This is a genomic window from Microbacterium sediminis (genome assembly GCF_004564075.1).
GTDB lineage: Bacteria > Actinomycetota > Actinomycetes > Actinomycetales > Microbacteriaceae > Microbacterium > Microbacterium sediminis.
This window is the reverse complement of sequence record NZ_CP038256.1, coordinates 956,153-976,196: the sequence shown is the minus strand read 5'-3', so window position 1 is coordinate 976,196 and position 20,044 is coordinate 956,153. Positions and strand designations below refer to the sequence as shown.

16 protein-coding genes are annotated in these 20,044 nt (G+C 71.1%); 1 reads left to right on the top strand and 15 read right to left on the bottom strand.

From position 1 onward, the window contains the following. Nucleotides 1–119: 119 nt before the first annotated feature. The 13 genes from E3O41_RS04615 to E3O41_RS04555 form a co-directional block, all read right to left on the bottom strand. Complete coding sequence (locus E3O41_RS04615; RefSeq protein ID WP_067025961.1) at nt 120–1,235, bottom strand: substrate-binding domain-containing protein; 1,116 nt, start codon at nt 1,233–1,235, stop codon at nt 120–122. 49 nt (nt 1,236–1,284) lie between these two features. Then, nucleotides 1,285–2,649, bottom strand: coding sequence for an ABC transporter permease subunit (locus E3O41_RS04610; RefSeq protein ID WP_067025959.1), 1,365 nt, complete (start codon nt 2,647–2,649; stop codon nt 1,285–1,287). Further along, nucleotides 2,646–4,166 (bottom strand): multiple monosaccharide ABC transporter ATP-binding protein, encoded by a 1,521-nt coding sequence (gene mmsA / locus E3O41_RS04605; RefSeq protein WP_179954886.1) that lies wholly within the window; start codon nt 4,164–4,166, stop codon nt 2,646–2,648. The genes E3O41_RS04610 and mmsA overlap by 4 nt, the downstream gene beginning before the upstream one ends. Before the next feature lie 258 nt (nt 4,167–4,424). Then, a complete protein-coding gene (locus E3O41_RS04600) occupies nt 4,425–5,456 on the bottom strand; it encodes a LacI family DNA-binding transcriptional regulator (RefSeq protein ID WP_067025957.1) in 1,032 nt (343 codons plus the stop codon). Between the two features lie 162 nt (nt 5,457–5,618). Then, a complete protein-coding gene (locus E3O41_RS04595) occupies nt 5,619–6,530 on the bottom strand; it encodes an ABC transporter substrate-binding protein (protein ID WP_067025955.1) in 912 nt (303 codons plus the stop codon). A 27-nt stretch (nt 6,531–6,557) separates the two neighbouring features. Beyond that, nucleotides 6,558–7,238, bottom strand: a complete 681-nt coding sequence (locus tag E3O41_RS04590) for an ABC transporter permease (RefSeq protein WP_067025953.1) — start codon at nt 7,236–7,238, stop codon at nt 6,558–6,560. Continuing rightward, nucleotides 7,235–7,915 (bottom strand): ABC transporter permease, encoded by a 681-nt coding sequence (locus E3O41_RS04585; protein WP_135012084.1) that lies wholly within the window; start codon nt 7,913–7,915, stop codon nt 7,235–7,237. The genes E3O41_RS04590 and E3O41_RS04585 overlap by 4 nt, the downstream gene beginning before the upstream one ends. After that, complete coding sequence (locus E3O41_RS04580) at nt 7,912–8,760, bottom strand: ABC transporter ATP-binding protein (RefSeq protein ID WP_067025950.1); 849 nt, start codon at nt 8,758–8,760, stop codon at nt 7,912–7,914. Before E3O41_RS04580 ends, E3O41_RS04585 begins: the two co-directional genes overlap by 4 nt. Before the next feature lie 7 nt (nt 8,761–8,767). Continuing rightward, the gene (locus tag E3O41_RS04575) at nt 8,768–9,103 is read right to left on the bottom strand and encodes a DUF427 domain-containing protein (protein ID WP_338060478.1); all 336 of its coding nucleotides are present in this window, start codon (nt 9,101–9,103) and stop codon (nt 8,768–8,770) included. A gap of 52 nt (nt 9,104–9,155) precedes the next feature. Then, nucleotides 9,156–10,088 carry a 4-(cytidine 5'-diphospho)-2-C-methyl-D-erythritol kinase gene (locus E3O41_RS04570; protein ID WP_135012082.1) on the bottom strand — a complete coding sequence of 311 codons (933 nt, stop codon included), beginning with the start codon at nt 10,086–10,088 and terminating at the stop codon, nt 9,156–9,158. A 10-nt stretch (nt 10,089–10,098) separates the two neighbouring features. Further along, nucleotides 10,099–11,175 (bottom strand): aldo/keto reductase, encoded by a 1,077-nt coding sequence (locus tag E3O41_RS04565; protein WP_135012080.1) that lies wholly within the window; start codon nt 11,173–11,175, stop codon nt 10,099–10,101. Between the two features lie 83 nt (nt 11,176–11,258). Continuing rightward, nucleotides 11,259–12,101 (bottom strand): 16S rRNA (adenine(1518)-N(6)/adenine(1519)-N(6))-dimethyltransferase RsmA, encoded by an 843-nt coding sequence (gene rsmA / locus E3O41_RS04560; RefSeq protein ID WP_067025940.1) that lies wholly within the window; start codon nt 12,099–12,101, stop codon nt 11,259–11,261. A 61-nt stretch (nt 12,102–12,162) separates the two neighbouring features. Next, on the bottom strand, nt 12,163–14,664 hold the full coding sequence (locus E3O41_RS04555) for a DEAD/DEAH box helicase (RefSeq protein ID WP_135012078.1): 2,502 nt from the start codon (nt 14,662–14,664) through the stop codon (nt 12,163–12,165). Between the two features lie 254 nt (nt 14,665–14,918). Here E3O41_RS04555 and E3O41_RS04550 point away from each other — a divergent pair, with 254 nt between their 5' ends. Then, nucleotides 14,919–16,490 carry an ABC-F family ATP-binding cassette domain-containing protein gene (locus E3O41_RS04550; RefSeq protein WP_135012076.1) on the top strand — a complete coding sequence of 524 codons (1,572 nt, stop codon included), beginning with the start codon at nt 14,919–14,921 and terminating at the stop codon, nt 16,488–16,490. A gap of 1,055 nt (nt 16,491–17,545) precedes the next feature. Here E3O41_RS04550 and E3O41_RS04545 read toward each other — a convergent pair. Next, nucleotides 17,546–18,448, bottom strand: a complete 903-nt coding sequence (locus tag E3O41_RS04545; RefSeq protein WP_420845466.1) for a TatD family hydrolase — start codon at nt 18,446–18,448, stop codon at nt 17,546–17,548. Between the two features lie 8 nt (nt 18,449–18,456). Further along, entirely contained in the window at nt 18,457–20,031 is a 1,575-nt protein-coding gene (gene metG, locus E3O41_RS04540; RefSeq protein ID WP_067025934.1) for a methionine--tRNA ligase, read from the bottom strand. Nucleotides 20,032–20,044 lie beyond the last annotated feature (13 nt).

The window sequence follows — 20,044 nt, the reverse complement described above, 5'->3', positions numbered from 1 at the left end:
GTACGCATCGCCACCTGGGCGATCGGCGACGATGCCGCCGGCTGCAGCTGCCCGCGGAGTGATCGGAAACGCGAAGAGGGCGCCGGGCCGAAGCCCGACGCCCTCCCGTGGTGCTCAGATCAGTAGGACTCGACGATCTCGAGCAGGCTCGGCACGTTGGCGTACGCCTCGGCGGCGTTCTCCTTCGTGACGATCACCGGGTCGAGCAGGTACGACGGCACGACCTTCACGCCGTTGTCGTACTGCTCGGTGTCGTTGACGTCGACCTCCTCGCCCGCCTGCAGCTGCTCGATCATCTTGATCGTCTGCTCGACGAGGAGGGTGGTGTCCTTGTTGATCGTGGAGTACTGGCGGTCCTCCATGATCAAGCGGACCGACTCGGCCTCCGAGTCCTGACCGGTCACGACCGGCTGCTTCTTGCCGGCCTGGTCGACCGAGGTGAGGATCGCGCGGGCGAGGGTGTCGTTCGGCGACAGCACGCCGTCGAGCTCCTTGTCGCTGTAGGTCGAGGTGAGGATCGCGTCCATGCGCTCCTGGGCGTTCTCGGCCAGCCAGCCCTGCGTCGCGGTCTGACCGATCTCGGTCTGACCCGACTGCACCACGAGGGTGCCGTCGTCGATCTTGGGCTGGAGCACGTCCATCGCGCCGTCGAAGAACACGGCCGAGTTGGCGTCGTCGGGCGAGCCCGAGAACAGCTCGACGTTGTACGGCGCGCCGTGTCCGGCGTTCTTCTCGAGGCCCTCGAGCAGGGCCTGGCCCTGCAGCTGTCCGACCTTGAAGTTGTCGAAGGCGACGTAGTAGTCGACGGCCTCGGTGTTCTCGATGAGGCGGTCGTAGGCGATCACGTACGCGCCGGCGGCCTTGGCGGCCTCCACCTGCGTCGCGAGCTGCTTGCCGTCCTTCGCACCGATCACGATGACCTTCGCACCCGACGTCACCATCGACTGGATCTGGTTCTGCTGCTCGGCCACGGTGTTGCTGGCGGGGGCGTACTGCACGTCGGCCTCGAAGCCGGCGGCCTCCAGACCGTCGGTGAACAGGTCGCCGGCCAGGACCCAGTTCTCACTGGTCTTGTCGGGCAGGGCGATGCCGATGCGCGCGCCGGCCTCGAAACCGGTCGCGCCGTCGCCGTCACCCGCGCCGTCGCCGGACCCGCCGCGCTCCGACGAGCAGCCGCTCAGCGCGAGCGCACCGACAGCGAACAGGGCCGCTGCCGAGAGTACGAGCTTCTTCATGTGATTCGTCACCTTCTCCTCGTTGAAATGAGGTGCTGTGTGAGAGCCGTCAGCGCTTGCCGACGGTCTCGTCCTGGCCGGCGAGGGTGCCGGTGGTCTGGGGGGTCACGGCCTGCGGGGGCAGGGCCGAGAAGTCGGCCTCGTCGGCGCGGCGGAAGCGCTTCATGATGAAGCCCGTGACCGAGGGGCGGCCCTGCGACTTGTTCCACACGTCGATCGCGACGGCGAGCAGGAGCACGAGGCCCTTGATGATCGACACCCACTGGGCGCCGACGCCGAGCAGCTGGAGGCCGTTGTTGAGGAACGCCATCACGAGTCCACCGATGATCGAGCCGATCACCGTGCCGATGCCGCCCGAGACGGCCGCGCCGCCGATGAACACCGAGGCGATCGCGTCGAGCTCCCAGCCGTTGCCATCCTGCGGGCCCGAGCCGACGGCGCGGGCCACGTAGATCATGCCCGCGACGGCGGCGAGGATCGACATGTTCATCATGACGAAGAAGTCGACCCAGCGGTCCTTCACACCCGACAGCCGCGCCGCCTGGCGGTTGCCGCCGACGGCGTAGATGTGACGACCGAACACCGTGCGGTTGGTGAGGAACGAGTACGCGATCACGAGCGCGAGCAGGATGATGCCCGAGATCGGGAAGCTCGTGCCCTCGCGGCCCGTGGCGAACAGCCAGCCCGCGATGAGGATCACCACGGCGAGCACGGTGACCTTCACGATGCTCACCCAGGCGGCCGCGCGCTGCGCGCCCATCTTGCGCTGGCGGCGGCGCAGGTTCCACTCGTTGAAGGCGATCCAGGCCACGCCGATGAGGGCGAGGATCATGGTGGGCACGTTGAACGGCAGGCCGATCGGCAGCTCGCCGAGCGAGCCGGCGCCGATCACCGTGTAGTCGCGGGGCACGGACACCGTGGTCGACTGGCCGACCACCTGGTTCGCGCCGCGGAAGATAAGCATGCCGGCGAGCGTCACGATGAACGCGGGCACGCCCACGTACGCCACCCAGAAGCCCTGCCAGGCGCCCACGAGCGCGCCGACGACGAGGCCGAGCAGGATCGCCAGGCCCCAGGGCACGTTCCCCTCGGTCATCGCCTTGGCGACGATGATGCCCGTGAAGGCGGCCACCGATCCGACCGACAGGTCGATGTGGCCCATGATGATGACCATCACCATGCCGATCGCGAGGATCAGGATGTAGGAGTACTGGTTGACCACGTTCTGCAGGTTGCCGGGCGTGAGCACGAGGCCCTGCCCGCGGGTGACGAGCGTCGCGATCTGGAAGAACGCGATGATCACCACGAGGCTGCCGAGGATGCCCAGCTGGCGTCCGGCCGATGTGCTGCCGCCGAACATCTCCCGCAGGTCGCTGAGCCGGAAGCCCTTGTGCTCGGTCGTGCCGTCGGTCATGCGTGTGCCTTCTCGTTCAGGGAGGTCATGCTGCGCATGAGTGCCTCCGGGGTCGCCTGGTCGGCCGGGATGCAGTCGGTGACCCGGCCCTCGAAAACGGTGTAGATGCGGTCGGAGATGCCGAGCAGTTCGGGCAGCTCGCTCGAGATGACGATGACGCCCTTCCCGGCCGCGGCGAGCTCGTTGATGATCGTGTAGATCTCGTACTTCGCTCCCACGTCGATGCCGCGGGTCGGCTCGTCGAGGATGAGCAGATCGGGATCGGTGAACATCCACTTGGCCAGCACGACCTTCTGCTGGTTGCCGCCCGAGAGGGTGCCCACGCCGGTCTCGACGTTGGGGGTGCGGATGCGCAGGCGCGTGCGGTAGTCCTCGGCGATGCCGTGCTCGGCGTCGTCGTTCACCACGCCGCGCCGGGCGATCTTCGACAGCTTGGCGCTGACGATCGAGCGCTTGATGGTGTCGAGCAGGTTGAGCCCGAGCACCTTGCGGTCCTCGCTCACGTAGGCCAGGCCGTGACGGATCGCGCTCGCCACGTCGGGCAGCACGATCTCCTGGCCGTCCTTGATGATCGTGCCGGAGATGTAGTTGCCGTAGGAGCGGCCGAACACGCTCATCATGAACTCGGTGCGGCCGGCGCCCATGAGGCCGGCGATGCCGACGATCTCGCCGCGGCGCACCTCGATGCTCGAGCCCTTCACGACCATGCGCTCGGGGACGGCGGGGTGCTGCACGACCCAGTCGCGCACCTCGAAGAAGACCTCGCCGATCTCGGGCGTGCGGTCGGGGTAGCGGCTCTCGAGCGAGCGGCCCACCATGCCGCGGATGATCCGGTCCTCGTTGATCTCGCCGCGGCCCACGTCGAGCGTCTCGACCGTGCGGCCGTCGCGGATGATCGTGATCTCGTCGGCGATCTGCTCGATCTCGTTGAGCTTGTGGCTGATGATGATCGACGCGATGCCCTTGGCCTTCAGGCCCAGGATGAGGTCGAGCAGGTGCTGCGAGTCGTCCTCGTTCAGCGCCGCCGTCGGCTCGTCCAGGATGAGCAGCTGCACGTTCTTGTGCAGCGCCTTGGCGATCTCGACGAGCTGCTGCTTGCCGACGCCGAGGTGCTTGATCTGGGTGTCGGGGTCATCACGCAGGCCCACGCGGGCGAGCAGGTCGACCGCCTGACGCCGCGCCTCGGCCCAGTCGATGGCCAGGCCGCGGCGGACCTCGTTGCCGAGGAAGATGTTCTCGGTGATCGAGAGCTCCGGGATGAGCGCGAGCTCCTGGTGGATGATCGCGATGCCCGCGCGCTCGCTGGCCTTGATGTCGTTGAAGCGCATCTCCTCGCCGCGCAGGAGGATGTCGCCCGTGTACGTCCCGTAGGGGTACACGCCCGAGAGCACCTTCATGAGCGTCGACTTGCCTGCGCCGTTCTCGCCGCAGATGGCGTGGATCTCGCCCGCGTGCACCGTGAGGTTCACGTGGCTGAGCGCCTTCACGCCGGGGAATTCCTTCGAGATGTCGCGCATCTCGAGGATGGGGGGCGACACGGCCGGGATGTTCGCCGTGCGCAGTTCCTGGTCTGGCACCTTCGACCTCGCTGTCCAGGGATCGTCTTCGTGTGACGAGGAATGTGACCGTTCACATTCCGTCGAAGATCATGCGCCTGTTACGGCGAGATGTCAAGAACGCTCCCCGGGTGGGGTCGCTGCACGTCCGCACGTCTGTGTCGAGTCCGCCCCGCCGAACGCCCGATTCCGCAGAGACGTGCGGACTTTGGGGGCCGATCAGCGGCGGCCGGGCGCGGCCGAGGAGTCGCGCGTGAGCATGCGCGGCGCGAGGGGCCCGAAGACGGGGCGCTGCTCGCCACGGATCTCCGCCAGCAGCAGCGCGATCGCGCGGCGGCCAAGCTCGGGGAAGTCCTGGTGGATCGTGGTGAGCGTCGGCCACACGTGCGCGGCGACGGGGATGTCGTCGAAGCCGACCACGCTCACATCGCCCGGCACGTCGACGCCCGCGTCGCGGAAGCCGTGCATGAGGCCGATGGCCATGAGGTCGTTGGCGGCGAAGACCGCGGTCATGTCGCCGCGGCGGGCCAGCTCGAGCCCGGCGAAGTGGCCGAAGTCGGCCGTCCAGTCGCCGCGGATCGGCGGGATCGTCGGCAGGTCGGCGTCGAAGAGCGCGTCGAGGTAGCCGCGCATGCGCGACTCGGCCTCGATCCAGTCCTGCGGCCCGGCCAGGTGCACGATGTCGCGATGGCCGAGGTCGATGAGGTGCTGCGTGGCGAGCCGGGCGCCGGCCACCTGATCGGCCGAGAGCGTGTCCGCCGTCGCCCCCGACGCGGTCTGCAGGCTGACGAACGGCACGTCGATCGCGAGGCCGCGCAGCACGTGGAAGACGCGCACCTGCGGCGCGAGCACGACGATGCCGCTCACCTGCTCGCGCACGAGTTGACGCACGGCGGCGCCGATCGCGTCGGGCCCCGTGTCGGGCAGGTTGAGGGTGGTGACCGAGTACCCCTCCACGCGGGCGGCCTCCTCGATCGCGGCCATCGACGACGTGGGCCCGAACTCCCCCACGGTGGCCGAGAGCACGCCGATCACGTCGGATCGGCTCGTCACGAGCGCGCGGGCGGCCCGGTTGGGCCGGTAGTCGAGCACGGCGATCGCGTCGAGCACGCGGTCCTTGGTCTCGGGCCGGATGCTGGGGTGGTCGTTCAGGACGCGCGAGACCGTCTGATGCGAGACGCCGGCCAGGCGCGCGACGTCGCGGATGCTCGGAACGCGCCCCCTCTCGGGCGCCCGATCTCGGACTTCCACTCGACACCGCCGATGCTCTGGGGCGCGACCGTCCTCGGTCGCGCGGGGCCGTGATGTGCACGGTCACATGACGGCCTCATTATGCACTCCGCGCGACCGCGATGCGAGACGGGGTCCCGCCCTCCGAGAGAGCGGGACCCCGTGCGCGGCGGCCCGGGCGACTCAGAGCAGGCCCTGCTCCTCCAGCCAGCCCGCGGCGATGTCCTCGGGCGACATCTGCTCCTCGACGCTCTGCACGTTGAGCGCGACGAGGCCCTCGGGGGTGAGCGCGGCGCTGATCGGATCGATCACCTCGGCGATCTCGTCGGCGATGTCGCTGGATGCGATCGGCACCACGTTCGAGGCGAGGAACAGGCCCTCGGGGTCCTCGAGCGGCACGAGGTCCTCGGTCTGGATGCGCGGGTCGGCCGTGAACACGTCGGCGACCTGGATCGTGCCGGCGAGCAGATCCTCGACGGTGGTGTCGCCCGTGGCCGAGAACGCCAGGTCCAGGCCGTAGATCTCCTTCGCGCCGGCGGGCCCGTAGGGGCGCTCCTCGAGCTCGGGCGGGCCGCCCAGGGTGAGCTCGCCCTCGACGTCGGCGAGGTCGGCGATCGTCTCGAGCCCGTGCTCCTCGGCGAAGGCCGCGGTCACGGTGTAGGAGTCCTGGTCGGAGGCGGCGGACTGCTCGAGCGCCGTGAGGCCCTCGGGCAGCGCCTCGACGAGGGCGGCGTACACGTCGTCGGGCGTGCGCGCCGTGGTCTCCGGGTCGTACTGCTGCTGCAGCAGGCTGCCGCTGTACTCGGGGAACAGGTCGATCTCGCCGCTCTCCAGCGACGGCATGTAGGCGTCGCGCTGGCCGATGTTGAACTTCTCCTCGACCTCGAACCCGGCGTTCTGGAGGGCCTGCGAGTAGATCTCGGCGATGATCTCGTTCGAGTAGTACGCCTGCGAGCCGATGACGATGGTGTCGCCGGAGCCGCCGTCGCTGGGCGACTCGCCGGCGGGCGCGAGCGGATCGGACGAGGCGCAGCCGGCCAGCGCGAGGCCCAGCAGCGCCGTGCTCGCGAGGGCGAGGGTCTGACGTGTCTTCATGGTGTTCGCCTTCTTCTGGTGGAGGGATCAGGGGGTGTGGGGATGCGCGGAGCCGCGCGGGCGGGCCGCGCGCTGGAGCAGGGCGAAGACGCCGTCGAGCACCAGGGCGAGCAGGGCGACGACGATCGCGCCGCCCAGCACCTGGTCGAACCGGCGCAGCTGGATGCCCTGGATGATGTCGTAGCCGAGGCCGCCCAGGTTCACGTAGGCCGCGAGGGTGGCCGTCGCCACCACCTGCAGCACGGCCGAGCGCAGGCCGCCCACGAGCAGCGACAGCCCGAGCGGCGCCTCGATGCGCCACAGCACCTGCCAGCCGGTCATGCCCATGGCGCGGCCGGCGTCGATCGTGTGCCGGTCGATCGCCTCGAGGCCGGTGTATGCCCCGGCAAGAATGGAGGGGATCGCCAGCAGCACGAAGGCGATGATCGCCGCCTCGGGCTTGCGCGTGACGCCCAGCAGGAGCACGAGGAGCAGGATCAGGCCGAAGGACGGAATGGCCCGCGCCGCGCCCGACAGGGCCACCGCGAACTCGCGTCCCCGCCCCGTATGCCCGATCAGCCATCCGAGCGGGATGGCGATGGCCGCGGCGATCGCGACGGACACGAATGTGTAGAACAGGTGCGCCAGCACGGCGGCGGGCAGGGCGTTCGACCCGCTGAGCCGATCCGGCGAGAACAGCCACGCGAGGGCGTCGAGCACGAGGTTCATCCGTGCCCCCCGGTGGTCGCGAGGCGGGCGCGCGACGACCCGCCCGCGGCGGCCGTCCAGGGCAGCAGCACCCGCCCCGCCAGCACGAGCAGCAGGTCGACGACGAGCGCGACGAGCGCCACCGCCACCACGCCGGCGAGGAGCTCCTCGACGATGCGGCGCTGGAAGCCGTTCGTGAACAGGTAGCCGAGGTTGGTGACGCCGATGAGGATCCCGACCGTGGTGAGCGAGATCGTGCTCACCGCCGCCACGCGCAGCCCGGCGAGGATCACGGGGCCGGCCAGCGGCAGCTCCACGGCCCAGAACCGGCGCAGCGGCCCGAAGCCGGTCGCCACGGCGGCGCGGCGCACGTCGTCGTCGACGGAGTCGAAGCCGTCGGCCACCGAGCGCACGAGGATCGCGACGGCATAGATCGTCAGCGCCAGCACGAGGTTCAGCGGGCTCAGCGCGCTGATGCCGAACACCACGGGCAGCAGCGGCAGCAGGGCGAGCGACGGCAGCGTGTAGAGCACGCCCGTCACCGTGAGCACGAGCCCGCGCACCCGGCGGAAGCGATGTGCGACCCACCCGAGCGGCACGGCCAGCAGCAGGCCGTACGCGATCGGCGGCAGACTCTGGCGCAGGTGCTCCAGCGTCAGCTCGGCGATGAGTCCGAGGTTCGCGATCGTCCAGCTCACGACCCGCTCCGCTCCCCCGGTCCGCCCCGCGATGCGGCGCGCAGCAGGCCCTGCACCCGCCCGGACCCGTCGACCACGACGGTGCCCTGCGCGCTCTCGCGCAGGGTCATCTCGCGGCGTCCGTCGACCAGCCCCACGAACTCCCGCACGAAGTCGTCGGCGGGGTTCTCGAGGATCTCGGCCGGGCTGCCCTGCTGCACGATCCGCCCGCGCTCGGCGAGGATCACGACCTCGTCGCCGAGCAGGAACGCCTCGTCGACGTCGTGGGTGACGAACACGGTCGTCTTGCCGAGCTCCGCCTGCAGGCGCAGCAGCTCCTGCTGCAGCTCGCGGCGCACGATCGGGTCGACCGCGCCGAAGGGCTCGTCCATGAGGAGGATGTTCGGATCGGAGGCGAGCGCGCGCGCCACGCCCACGCGCTGCTGCTGCCCGCCGGAGAGCTGCGCCGGGTAGCGCCGCGCGAGCGCGCGGTCGAGGCCCACGGTGTCCATGAGCTCGAGGGCGCGCTCGCGGGCCTCGGCCCGGGGCACGCCGTTGAGCAGCGGTACCGTGGCGATGTTGTCGATCACCCGCACGTGCGGCAGCAGGCCGGCGCTCTGCATCACGTAGCCGATGCTGCGCCGCAGCCGCACCGGGTCGCGATCCTGCACGTCCTCGCCGTCGATGAGGACGGCGCCGCTGGTCGGATCGACCATCCGGTTCACCATGCGCAGCAGCGTGGTCTTGCCCGAGCCGGACGAGCCGACGAGCACGACGGTCTTGTGCGAGGGCACCACGAGGCTCACGTCGGCCACGGCGACGACCCCGTCCGCGTACTCCTTGCGGACGGATCGGAACTCGATCATCGGCGGCTCAGACCAGGGTCACCGCGGGCGAGAACGCGATGTACTCCCGCGCGTCCAGCCCGATCCGGTCGATCGCCTCCTGCGGCATGGTCGGGTAGCACCACGCCGCATCCGGTTCGACCTCGCCGTCGGCCTCGATCGAGTAGTACTGGATCTCGCCGCGCCAGCTGCACGTGTACGGCGTCGGCGACTCGACGAGCAGATCGCGGTCGACGGCCGTCGGCGGGAAATACCAGGCCCCGTCGACCTTCACGAGCTCATCGTCCGGTGCCTCTGCGACCACGTGGTCGCGCCACAGTGCCTTCATCGCCCCTCCTGACATGTCGGTTTCGGGCGTGGTCACGACGATACCGCCGTGCACCGACATCGGGGCGGGCGCGGCGCGAAGAGGGGCCTCAGGGCACCACGCGGGCGCCGTGCACGGGGCCGTGCACGTGCAGGGCCTCGTGCCCGGCGCCGCTCAGTCGCGTCTGCAGGTCGAGCGCCTCCTGGGGCGATCCGCACAGGAACGCCAGCGTGGGCCCGGAGCCCGAGACGATGCCGGCGAGCGCGCCCCACTCCTCGCCCTGCTCCAGCACGGGGGCCAGGTCCGGCCGCAGGTGCAGCGTGGCCGCCTGCAGGTCGTTGCGCAGCGACGACGCCAGCATGCGGGCGTCCCCGGCGCGCAGCGCGTGCAACACGTCGGCGTCGACCTCGGGAACGTCGCGGATGGGGCCGATGTCGACGCGGTGCCGCTCGCGATGACGGTCGAGCTCGCCGTACACGGCGGGGGTCGAGACGCCCTCGTCGCTCACGACGAGCACCCAGTCGAAGCGGCCCCGGGCCAGCGCCGGGCTGAGGCGGTCGCCGCGGCCGGCGCCGATCGCCGTGCCGCCCATGAGCGCGAACGGCACGTCGGCGCCCAGCCGCGCGGCGAGGCGCTGCAGGTCGGTCGACGACAGGCCCGTCTCCCACAGCGCGTCGCAGGCCACGAGCGCCGCTGCCGCGTCGGCCGATCCGCCGCCCATGCCGCCCGCCACGGGCACCTGCTTGTGCACGTCGAGGTGCACGCCGCCCTCGTAGCCGGTCTCGGCCGCGAGCAGGCGGGCGGCGCGCAGGGCGAGGTTGCGGTCGTCGACGGGCACGCCGTCGAGCGCGACCGAGCCCGTCACGGCCATCGAGAAGCCCTCGGCAGGGCTGGCGACGACGTCCTCGAAGAGCGACACCGCCTGGAACGCGGTCGCGAGCTCGTGGTAGCCGTCGTCCTGGAGGTAGCCGACCTCGAGGAACACGTTGATCTTACCGGGCGCGCGCACCCGCACCGGGGCGAAGGTCTCGGCGAGGCTCATGGGCGCGTTCTCATTCCGTGCTCGCGGGCTCGGTCCACACCTCGGGGCCGGCGCCGTCGACGAGGGCGTCGATGCGCTCCAGTTCCTCGGCGGTCAGGGCGGGGGCATCGAGCGCTCCGAGGTTCTCGTCGATCTGCTCGGTGCGCGAGGCGCCGATGAGCGCCGACGCGACCACGGGGTCGCGCAGCACCCACTGGAGGGCCATCTGGGCGAGGGACTGGTCGCGCTCGCGCGCGATCTCGTCGAGCCCACGCAGCAGCTCGAGGGCGCGCTGCGGCAGGCGGCCGGCCGGCAGCGAGCGGCGCTGCTGCGCGCGCTCGGCGGTGCCGTCGCCGAGGTACTTCGACGTCAGGCGCCCCTGCGCGAGCGGCACGAACGCGATCGCGCCCATCCCCTCGCGGGCCAGCACGTCGGTCACGCCGTCCTCGATCCAGCGGTCGAGGATGTTGTACGACGGCTGGTGGATCACCAGCGGCGTGCCCAGGGACCGGGCGATGGCCTTGGCCTCCGCGGTGGCGGCGGCCGAGTACGACGAGATGCCCGCGTACAGCGCCTTGCCCTGCCGCACGAGCGTGTCGAGCGCGCCGATCGTCTCCTCGAGCGGCGTCTGCGGGTCCTCGCGGTGGGAGTAGAAGATGTCGACGTACTCCAGACCCATCCGGGTGAGCGACTGCTCGGCGCTGGCGAGGAGGTACTTGCGCGAGCCGCGGTCGCCGTACGGCCCGGGCCACATGTCGTACCCGGCCTTGGACGAGATGATGAGCTCGTCGCGGTACGGGCGGAAGTCCTCGGCGAAGATGCGGCCGAAGTTCTTTTCGGCCGAGCCGTAGGGCGGCCCGTAGTTGTTCGCGAGATCGAAGTGCGTGATGCCGCGATCGAAGGCGTGCCGCAGCAGGCGCCGCTGGTTGTCGATCGGCACGTTGTCGCCGAAGTTCCACCACAGCCCCAGCGAGATCGGGGGCAGGTACAGCCCGGTCCCGCCCACCTGACGGTAATCGTTACGGGCGTAGCGATCGTGCGCCGCCGCGTACGGGCGGTGGAGATCGTCGATGTCGTCGGTCGTGCGGAATCGCTTCGCCTCGGCCACGTCGGCTCCCTTCGGCCGCAGCGTGCGGCCCCTCCGTCAGCCTATCGACGGCCGCGGACGAATCCGCCCGGTGGCGTGTCGCCTCAGAGCGCCCGGGCGATCCGGTGGAAGTCGGCGATCGTGAGCGCCTCGCCGCGCGCCGTCGGCTCGACGCCCGCCCGCTCGAGCACCTCCGAGGCGGCCGCCGCGGAGCCGCCCAGCACGCCGGAGAGCGCCTGCCGCAGCATCTTGCGGCGCTGCTGGAACGCGGCGTCGACGATGCGGAACGTCGCCTCGCGCTCGGCCTCGGTGCCGCGCGGCTCGGGGTCGCGCTCGAACGCGACGAGCACGCTGTCCACGTTCGGCACCGGCCAGAACACCTGCCGCGACACCGTGCCGGCCAGGCGCCACGGGCCGTACCAGGCGGCCTTCGCGCTCGGCGCCCCGTAGACCTTGCTGCCGGGGGCCGCCGCCAGGCGCTCGCCGACCTCGGCCTGCACCATGACGACGCCGCGGTCGATCGTGGGGAAGGTCTCCATGAAGTGCAGCAGCACCGGCACCGAGACGTTGTACGGCAGGTTCGCCACGAGCACGCGAGGGTCGCCCGGCAGCTCGGTCACCCGCAGCGCGTCGGCGTCGACCACGGTCAACGCCCCGTCCGGGACGCCGTGGGCGCGCGCGGTCGCCGGCAGCTCCGCGGCGAGGCGATGATCGATCTCGACCGCCGTCACGGTCGCGCCGGTCTCGAGGATCGCGAGCGTCAGCGATCCGAGACCGGGACCGACCTCGACCACGCGATCGTCGGAGGTCACGCGCGCCGCGTGCACGATCTTGCGCACCGTGTTCGCGTCGACCACGAAGTTCTGCCCGAGCTTCTTCGTGGGGGTGACGTCGAGTCGGGCGGCCAGGGTGCGGATCTCCGACGGGCCGAGCAGCGTCACGGTCATCCCGCCATCATCCCATTCGGCGCCTGATGCGATGATCGGAGCGCGGTCGCGGCGCGGTCGATCAGAGACGCACGACCTCCGTCACGGTGATCACCGCCGCGCCCTGCTCGTCGCTGGCCGCGAGATCGACCTCGGCGCGGATGCGCCAGTCGTGGTCGCCCGCCGGGTCGTCCAGCGTCTGCTCGACGCGCCAGACGCCCGGTTCCTCGGTGATCCGGCACAGCGCGGGCGAGCGCGCCGCTCCCCCGGTGAGCAGTTCGTCGTGATTGGCGTAGTACGCGTCGAGAATCGCGGGCCAGTCGATCTGCGGGTCGAGCTCCTGCAGCTCCTCGTCGCGCTCGAGCGCCGCCAGCTGCACGCGACGGAACAGCTCGTTGCGCACGAGCACGGTGAACGCCCGCCGGTTCGCCACGAGCGAGGGCGGTGCGGGCGGCAGCGCATCCGGCTCGGTGCTCACGTCGGCACCGGCCGCGAGCGCCTCCCACTCGTCCACGAGGCTCGAGTCGACCTGCCGCACGAGCTCGCCGAGCCAGGCGATGATGTCCTCGAGCTCCTCGGTGCGGGCGTCCGCCGGAACCGTCTGACGGATCGCGCGGTAGGCGTCGCTGAGGTAGCGCAGCACGAGGCCCTCGCTGCGGCCGAGCTGGTACCAGTTCACGAACTCGGCGAAGCTCATGGCCCGCTCGTACATGTCGCGCACGACCGACTTGGGCTTGAGCTCGAAGTCGCGGATCCACGGCTGGCTCGAGGCGAACACCCCGTAGGCCTGCTCCAGCAGCTCCCGGAGCGGCTTCGGATAAGTGACCTCCTCGAGCGCCTCCATGCGCTCGTCGTACTCCATGCCCTCGCGCTTCATGGCCGCCACGGCCTCGCCGCGCGCCCGGTACTCCTGCTGGGACAGGATCTGGCGCGGGTCGTCGAGGGTCGCCTCGATCACGCTGACGACGTCGAGGGCGTAGTGGCCCGTGCCGGCCCCGCCCGGCGCATCGCCGGGATCGAGCAGGTCGATCGCGGCGAGCGCGAACGGCGACAGCGGCTGGTTCAGGGCGAAGTTGGGCTGCAGCTCGACCACCAGGCGGATCTCGCCGTCCACGACCTCGACGACGCCCGCCTCGCGCAGGGTGCGGAAGATCGCCAGCGCCCGCCGGGCGAGGGCATAGCGCTGGGCGGGCGGCTGGTGGTTGTCGAAGACGAGCGCCCGCACGTGGGCGAAGACGTCGCCGCCGCGCCCGATGACGTTGATGAGCATGGCGGAGGTGATCTGCAGCTGCGGCTGCAACGGCTCGGGCTGCGCCTGCACGATCCGCTCGAACGTCTCCTCGCTCCAGTTCACGAAGCCGTCGGGCGCCTTCTTCTTCGTGATCTTCTTGAGCTTCTTCGGGTCGTCCCCGGCCTTGCGGCGGGCCTGCTCGTTCTCGATCTCGTGATCGGGGGCGAGGGCGATCACGTTGCCGTACGGGTCGAAGCCCGCGCGTCCGGCGCGCCCCGCGATCTGGTGGAACTCGCGCGCGGACAGGCGCCGCATGCGCGTGCCGTCGTACTTCGACAGGGCCGTGACGAGCACGGTGCGGATGGGCACGTTGATGCCGACGCCGAGCGTGTCGGTGCCGCAGATGACGCGCAGCAGACCGCGCTGGGCGAGCGTCTCGACGAGTCGGCGGTACCGCGGCAGCATGCCGGCGTGATGCACGCCGATCCCGGCACGCACGAGCCGGGAGAGGGTCTTGCCGAACGCGGTCGTGAAGCGGAAGTCGCCGATCGCCTCGGCGATCGCGTCGCGCTGCTCGCGCGAGACGACCTTGACGCTCGAGAGCGCCTGCGCGCGCTCCATCGCGGCGGCCTGCGAGAAGTGGACGATGTACACCGGCACCTCGCCCTCCTCCAGCAGCCGCTCGACCACGTCGTGGGCCGGCTTCTTCTCGTAGGAGAAGTGCAGCGGCACGGGTCGTTCGGCGCCCGCCACGAGCGTCGTGGCGCGGCCGGTGCGCCGGGTGAGGTCGTCCTCGATCGCCGTGGTGTCGCCCAGCGTGGCCGACATCAGGAGGAACTGCGCGCGCGGCAGCAGCAGGAGCGGCACCTGCCAGGCCCAGCCGCGCTCGCGATCGCCGTAGTAGTGGAACTCGTCCATCACCACGAGGTCCACCTCGGCGTCGGCGCCGCGGCGCAGCGCGATGTTCGCGAGGATCTCGGCCGTGCAGCACACGATCGGCGCGTCGGGGTTGACGGAGGAGTCGCCCGTGACCATCCCCACGTTCTCCGCGCCGAACAGCTCCACGAGGGCGAAGAACTTCTCGCTCACGAGCGCCTTGATCGGGGCCGTGTAGTAGCTGCGCCCGCCGCGCGCCATGCTGACGGCGTGCGCCGCGACGGCGACGAGCGACTTGCCCGTGCCCGTCGGGGTGGCGAGGATCACGTTGGCACCGCTGACGAGCTCGATCACCGCCTCGTCCTGCGCGGGGTACAGCGTCACGCCGCCGTCGGCCGCCCAGCCGACGAAGGCGTCGTACAGGCCGTCCGGGTCGCTGCCGGTGCCGGCGATCCGATCACGCAGCGAGGTATCCATTGCCTCCATCCTCGCAGGCCCGACCTTGACGGACGGCGCGCGCGTACGCGTACAATCGACGCGACCTGTCCCCGACGATCGGAACGAACCGTTGAAGCTCATCGACGTCTTCGCGTAATCCGCGCTGATCGTCGACTCCGGTTTCGGAGCATCGCGCAGCGCCCCTCGCGCTGATCCGTCGATGCTCGTTCCGAGCCCCGCAGGCACCCCTGCCCGGTATCAGCGCACCCCTGCTCTGAACCCCGGGAGGTCTCATGCCTGCTCTTGTCCTCGACCATCTCTCCTTCACCTGGCCCGACGGGTCCGTCGGGCTCCATGAGCTCTCCGGCGCGTTCGGCGACCGGCGCACCGGCCTCGTCGGGCGCAACGGCGCCGGAAAGTCCACGCTGCTGCGCCTGGCGGCCGGCGAGCTCACCCCGACGTCGGGCCGCATCACGGCCGACGGCGACGTCGCCTACCTGCCCCAGAAGATCACGCTCGACACGGCGATGCGCGTGGCCGAGCTGCTCGGCGTGGCCGAGCGGCTCGACGCCGTCCGCGCGATCGAGGCCGGCGACGTCGACCCCGCGCGCTTCGACGAGGTCGGCGACGACTGGGACATCGAGGCGCGCGCCCAGGCCGCGCTCGCCGAGGCCGGGCTCGCGCCGGACATGCTCGACCGCCGCGTGGGCGAGCTCTCCGGTGGCGAGGCGATGCTCGCGGCGCTCACGGGGATCCGGCTGCGCGGCGCCGCCATCACGCTGCTCGACGAGCCGACGAACAACCTCGACCGCGACGCCCGCCGGCGCGTGCACGACCTCGTGCGCGCGTGGCGCGGGGCGCTGATCGTCGTCTCGCACGACCTCGACCTGCTCGAGCTCATGGACGAGACCGCCGAGCTGTACGACGGCGGGCTCAGCGTGTTCGGCGGCCCCTACTCGCAGTGGCGGGCCGCGCTGGAGGCCGAGCAGGAGGCCGCGCGGCAGGCCGAGGTCGATGCGAGGAAGGTCCTCGCCAAGGAGAAACGGCAGCGGATCGAGGCGGAGACGAAGATCGCGCGGCGGCAGCGCTACGCCAAGACGGACTACGAGAACCTGCGCCGGCCGAAGATCATCATGAAGCTGAAGGCCGGCGAGGCCCAGGTGTCGGCCGGCAGACTGCGGGGCGAGGTACGCGAGAAGGAGGACTCGGCGCGCGCCGCGCTCGATCTCGCCGAGCGGCGGGTGCGCGAGGACGAGGCGATCCACGTGGACCTGCCCGATCCGGCCGTCGCCGCGGGGCGCCGGATCGCGACGCTGTCCGACGGCGAACGCGAGTGGATCGTCCAGGGTCCCGAGCGCGTCGCGCTGATCGGCCCGAACGGGGCGGGCAAGACGACCCTGCTCGAGGCCCTGTTGCGCGGCGAGGGCACCTCGCGGCTGCACACCGACCGCGTGGCGTACCTGCCGCAGCGCATCGACGGCCTCGACGACGCCGCCTCGGCCTTCGACGCCGTGCATGCGGCGGCGCCGGGTGTGCCGGCGGCGCAGCTGCGCAACCGGCTCGCCCGCTTCCTCATCCGCGGGACGTCGGCGGATCGGCCGATCGCGTCGCTGTCGGGCGGCGAGCGCTTCCGCGTGGCGATCGCGCGGCTGCTGCTCGCCGATCCCCCGCCGCAGCTGCTGATCCTCGACGAGCCGACGAACAACCTCGACATCGAGACCGCCGATCAGCTGCTCGACGCGCTCCGGGCGTTCCGCGGCGCCGTGCTCGTCGTGAGCCACGACGACGCCTTCCTGCGCCGCCTGGAACCGGACCTCACCCTCGAGCTCCGCGGCGGGGTGCTGAGCGAGGCGCCGCTCCCGTAGCCTCGGCTCCGGTCGACGAGCCGTGCAGCCTGCGGGCCCGTCGACCGAGCGAAGCGAGCGGAGACGGCTCGAGCGAGGAGCAAAGCGACGAGTCGAGAGCGGGGGCCTCAACCCTCGGCCTCGACTCCGGGCGCTGCGCGCCCTTCGCTCGACCCGTCTCCGCTCCGCGGCTGCGCCGCTCCGGTCGACGAGCCGTGGTGCTTGCGGCTCATCACGAGCGAGAGCCCCACGGGCCCGTCGACCGAGCGAAGCGAGCGGAGACGGCTCGAGCGAGGAGCAGAGCGACGAGTCGAGAGCGGGGCCTCAACCCCTCGGCCTCGACTCCGCGCCTCCGCCGCTCCGCTCGACCCGTCTCCGCTCCGCGGCTGCGCCGCTCTGGTCGACGAGCCGTGGTGCCTGCGGCTCACCACGAGCCACAACCACCCGGGCTCGTCGACCGAGCGAAGCGAGCGGAGACGGCTCGAGCGAGGAGCAAAGCGACGAGTCGAGAGCGGGGGCCTCAGCCCCTGGGCCTCGACTCCGGGCGCTGCGCGCCCTGCGCTCGACCCGTCTCCGCTCCGCGGCTGCGCCGCTCCGGTCGACGAGCCGTGGTGCTTGCGGCTCATCACGAGCGAGAGCCCCACGGGCCCGTCGACCGAGCGAAGCGAGCGGAGACGGCTCGAGCGAGGAGCAAAGCGACGAGTCGAGAGCAGGGGCCTCAACCCCTCGGCCTCGACTCCGCGCCTCCGGCGCTCCGCTCGACCCGTCTCCGCTCCGCGGCTGCGCCGCTCCGGTCGACGAGCCCGTGCCGGTGCGTGCCGAGATCCGTTCGGCGCCGTAGCCCGAGCGGACAGCGGAGCCTCAACCCCTCGGCCTCGACTCCGGGCGCTGCGCACCCTTCGCTCGACCCGTCTCCGCTCCGCGGCTGCGCCGCTCCGGTCGACGAGCCCGTGGTGCCTGCGGCTCACCACGAGCCACAACCACCCGGGCCCGTCGACCGAGCGAAGCGAGCGGAGACTGCTCGAGCGAGGAGCGAAGCGACGAGTCGAGAGCAGGGGCTGTAGGCCTCGACTCGCTCAGAACTCCCCGTAGACCGCGAGGGTGTTGGCGGCGACCTGGGCGCAGAGCTCGTCGAGGTCGGCGCCGAGCTCGGCAGCGAGGAACCGCATCGTGAGCGGCACGAGGTACGGCGCGTTCGGGCGGCCGCGGTAGGGCACGGGGGTGAGGAACGGGGCGTCGGTCTCGACGAGGATGCGGTCGCGCGGCGTGACGGCGAGCGCGTCGCGGAGGTTCTGCGCGTTCTTGAACGTGATGTTCCCCGCGAACGACAGGTAGCAGCCCATCTCCGTGGCCTCGCGTGCCATCTCGGCGTCGCCCGAGAAGCAGTGGAACACCGTGCGCTCGGGCGCGCCGACGCGGTGCAGGGTGTCGAGCACCGCACGGTGGGCGTCGCGATCGTGGATCTGCATGGCGATGCCGTGCTTCTTCGCGATGTCGATGTGCGCCTCGAACGCGGCCTGCTGGGCCGGCCGCCCGTCCTCGTCGGTGCGGAAGAAGTCGAGCCCCGTCTCCCCGATCGCCCGCACCCGGGGGTGCGCGGCCAGCTCGTCGATGACCGCGATCGCCTCGTCCAGGCGCCCGGCCGCCGCGTAGGCGGGGGCGTCGTTGGGGTGGATCGCCACGGCGGCGAGCACGCGCGGGTGCCGCTCGGCGGCGGCCACTGCCCAGCGCGAAGACTCGATGTCGCCGGAGGCCTGCACGACGCCGTGGATACCGACGGCGACCGCGCGCTCCAGCTGCTCGTCGAGCGAGAGCGGATCGTCGCCGTCCTCGATCTCGAGGTGGCAGTGGTTGTCGTACACCGGCACCGCGAGGGGCTCGGGCGCCTCCGGGTGCGACAGATCCTTGCGGCCCTTCGTCGATCGCTTCTCGACGTACGTCTCGCGCGCGCCCTCTCCCACGGCGCCGTTGCCCGACACCGCGGCCCTCACTCGCTCTCGATGCGGGGGAACAGCGGCTCGAGCTTGCCCACCGCGGCACCGGCGGGGAGCCGGCCCCACTCGCCGGCGGCGCGGACGTCCTGCGCGGCGAGCTCGCCGAGCGCGGCCTCGGCCCCGAGCGCGGTCCACAGCTTGGCCGTCGACTGCGGCATGATCGGCGAGAGCAGCACAGCCAACGCCCGCAGTCCCTCGGCACACGTGTAGAGCACGGTCGCGAGGCGATCGCGCTGCGATTCGTCCTTGGCCAGCGCCCACGGCTCGTTGTCGGTGATGTAGCCGTTCAGTTCGTCGACGATCGTCCAGATCGCGTCGATCGCCTGGTCGATCCGGAACTTCTCGATCGCGGCGTCCGCCTCGCTGGCGGCCTTCGCGACGACCTGCTGGATGCGCAGATCGGCGTCGGTGTACGCGGCCGGCTCGGGGATCGATCCGTCGAAGTACTTGCCGATCATGGCGACGGTGCGCGAGGCGAGGTTGCCGAAGCCGTTGGCGAGCTCCGCCTGGTAGCGCGCCGCCATGTCCTCCCACGAGAACGAGCCGTCCTGGCCGAACGCGATCGCCGAGAGGAAGTAGAAGCGGAACGCGTCGCTGCCGAACGTGTCGACGAGGGTCTCCGGCGCGATGCCGGTGGCCTTGGACTTCGACATCTTCTCGCCGCCGACGAGCAGCCAGCCGTGCGCGAACACGCCGCGCGGCACGTCCAGCCCCGCGGCCATGAGCATGGCGGGCCAGATCACGGCGTGGAACCGGAGGATGTCCTTGCCGACCACGTGGTAGCCGGGCCAGCGGCGGTCGAAGGTCTCCTGATCCGCGCCGTAGCCGACGGCCGTGGCGTAGTTCAGCAGCGCGTCGATCCACACGTAGAGCACGTGCGAGGCGTCCCACGGGATCGGGATGCCCCAGTCGAACGCCGAGCGCGAGATCGACAGGTCCTTCAGCCCCTGCTGCACGAACGCGACGACCTCGTTGCGGGCCGATTCCGGCTGCACGAAGTCGGGGCGCTCGCGGTACAGCTCGAGCAGGCGGTCCTGGAACTCGCTGAGCTTGAAGAAGTAGTTCTTCTCGTGCAGCAGCTCGAGCGGCTTGGAGTGGATCGCGCAGACCTTCAGGCCCTCGAAGGGGCCGGTGCCGTCGACGATCTCGCTCTCGGGCTTGAACTCCTCGCAGCCCACGCAGTAGAGGGCCTCGTACTCGCCGGCGTACACGTAGCCGCGATCGTAGATCGCCTGCCAGAACTTCGCGGCCGCGGTCTCGTGACGCTCCTGCGTGGTGCGGATGAAGTCGTCGTTGGCGACATCGAGGGTCTTCAGCAGCGGGAACCAGGCCTCGGTGACGAGCTTGTCGACCCACTCCTGCGGCGTCACGCCGTTGGCCGCGGCGGCGCGCATCATCTTCTGGCCGTGCTCGTCGGTGCCGGTGAGCATCCACGTGTCGTCGCCGCCCTGGCGGTGCCAGCGGGCGAGCGCGTCCACGGCGACGGTCGTGTACCCGTGCCCGATGTGCGGCACATCGCTCGGGTAGTAGATCGGCGTGGTGATGTAGAAAGAGCGCCCGGAAGTCACCCGAGAAGTCTAG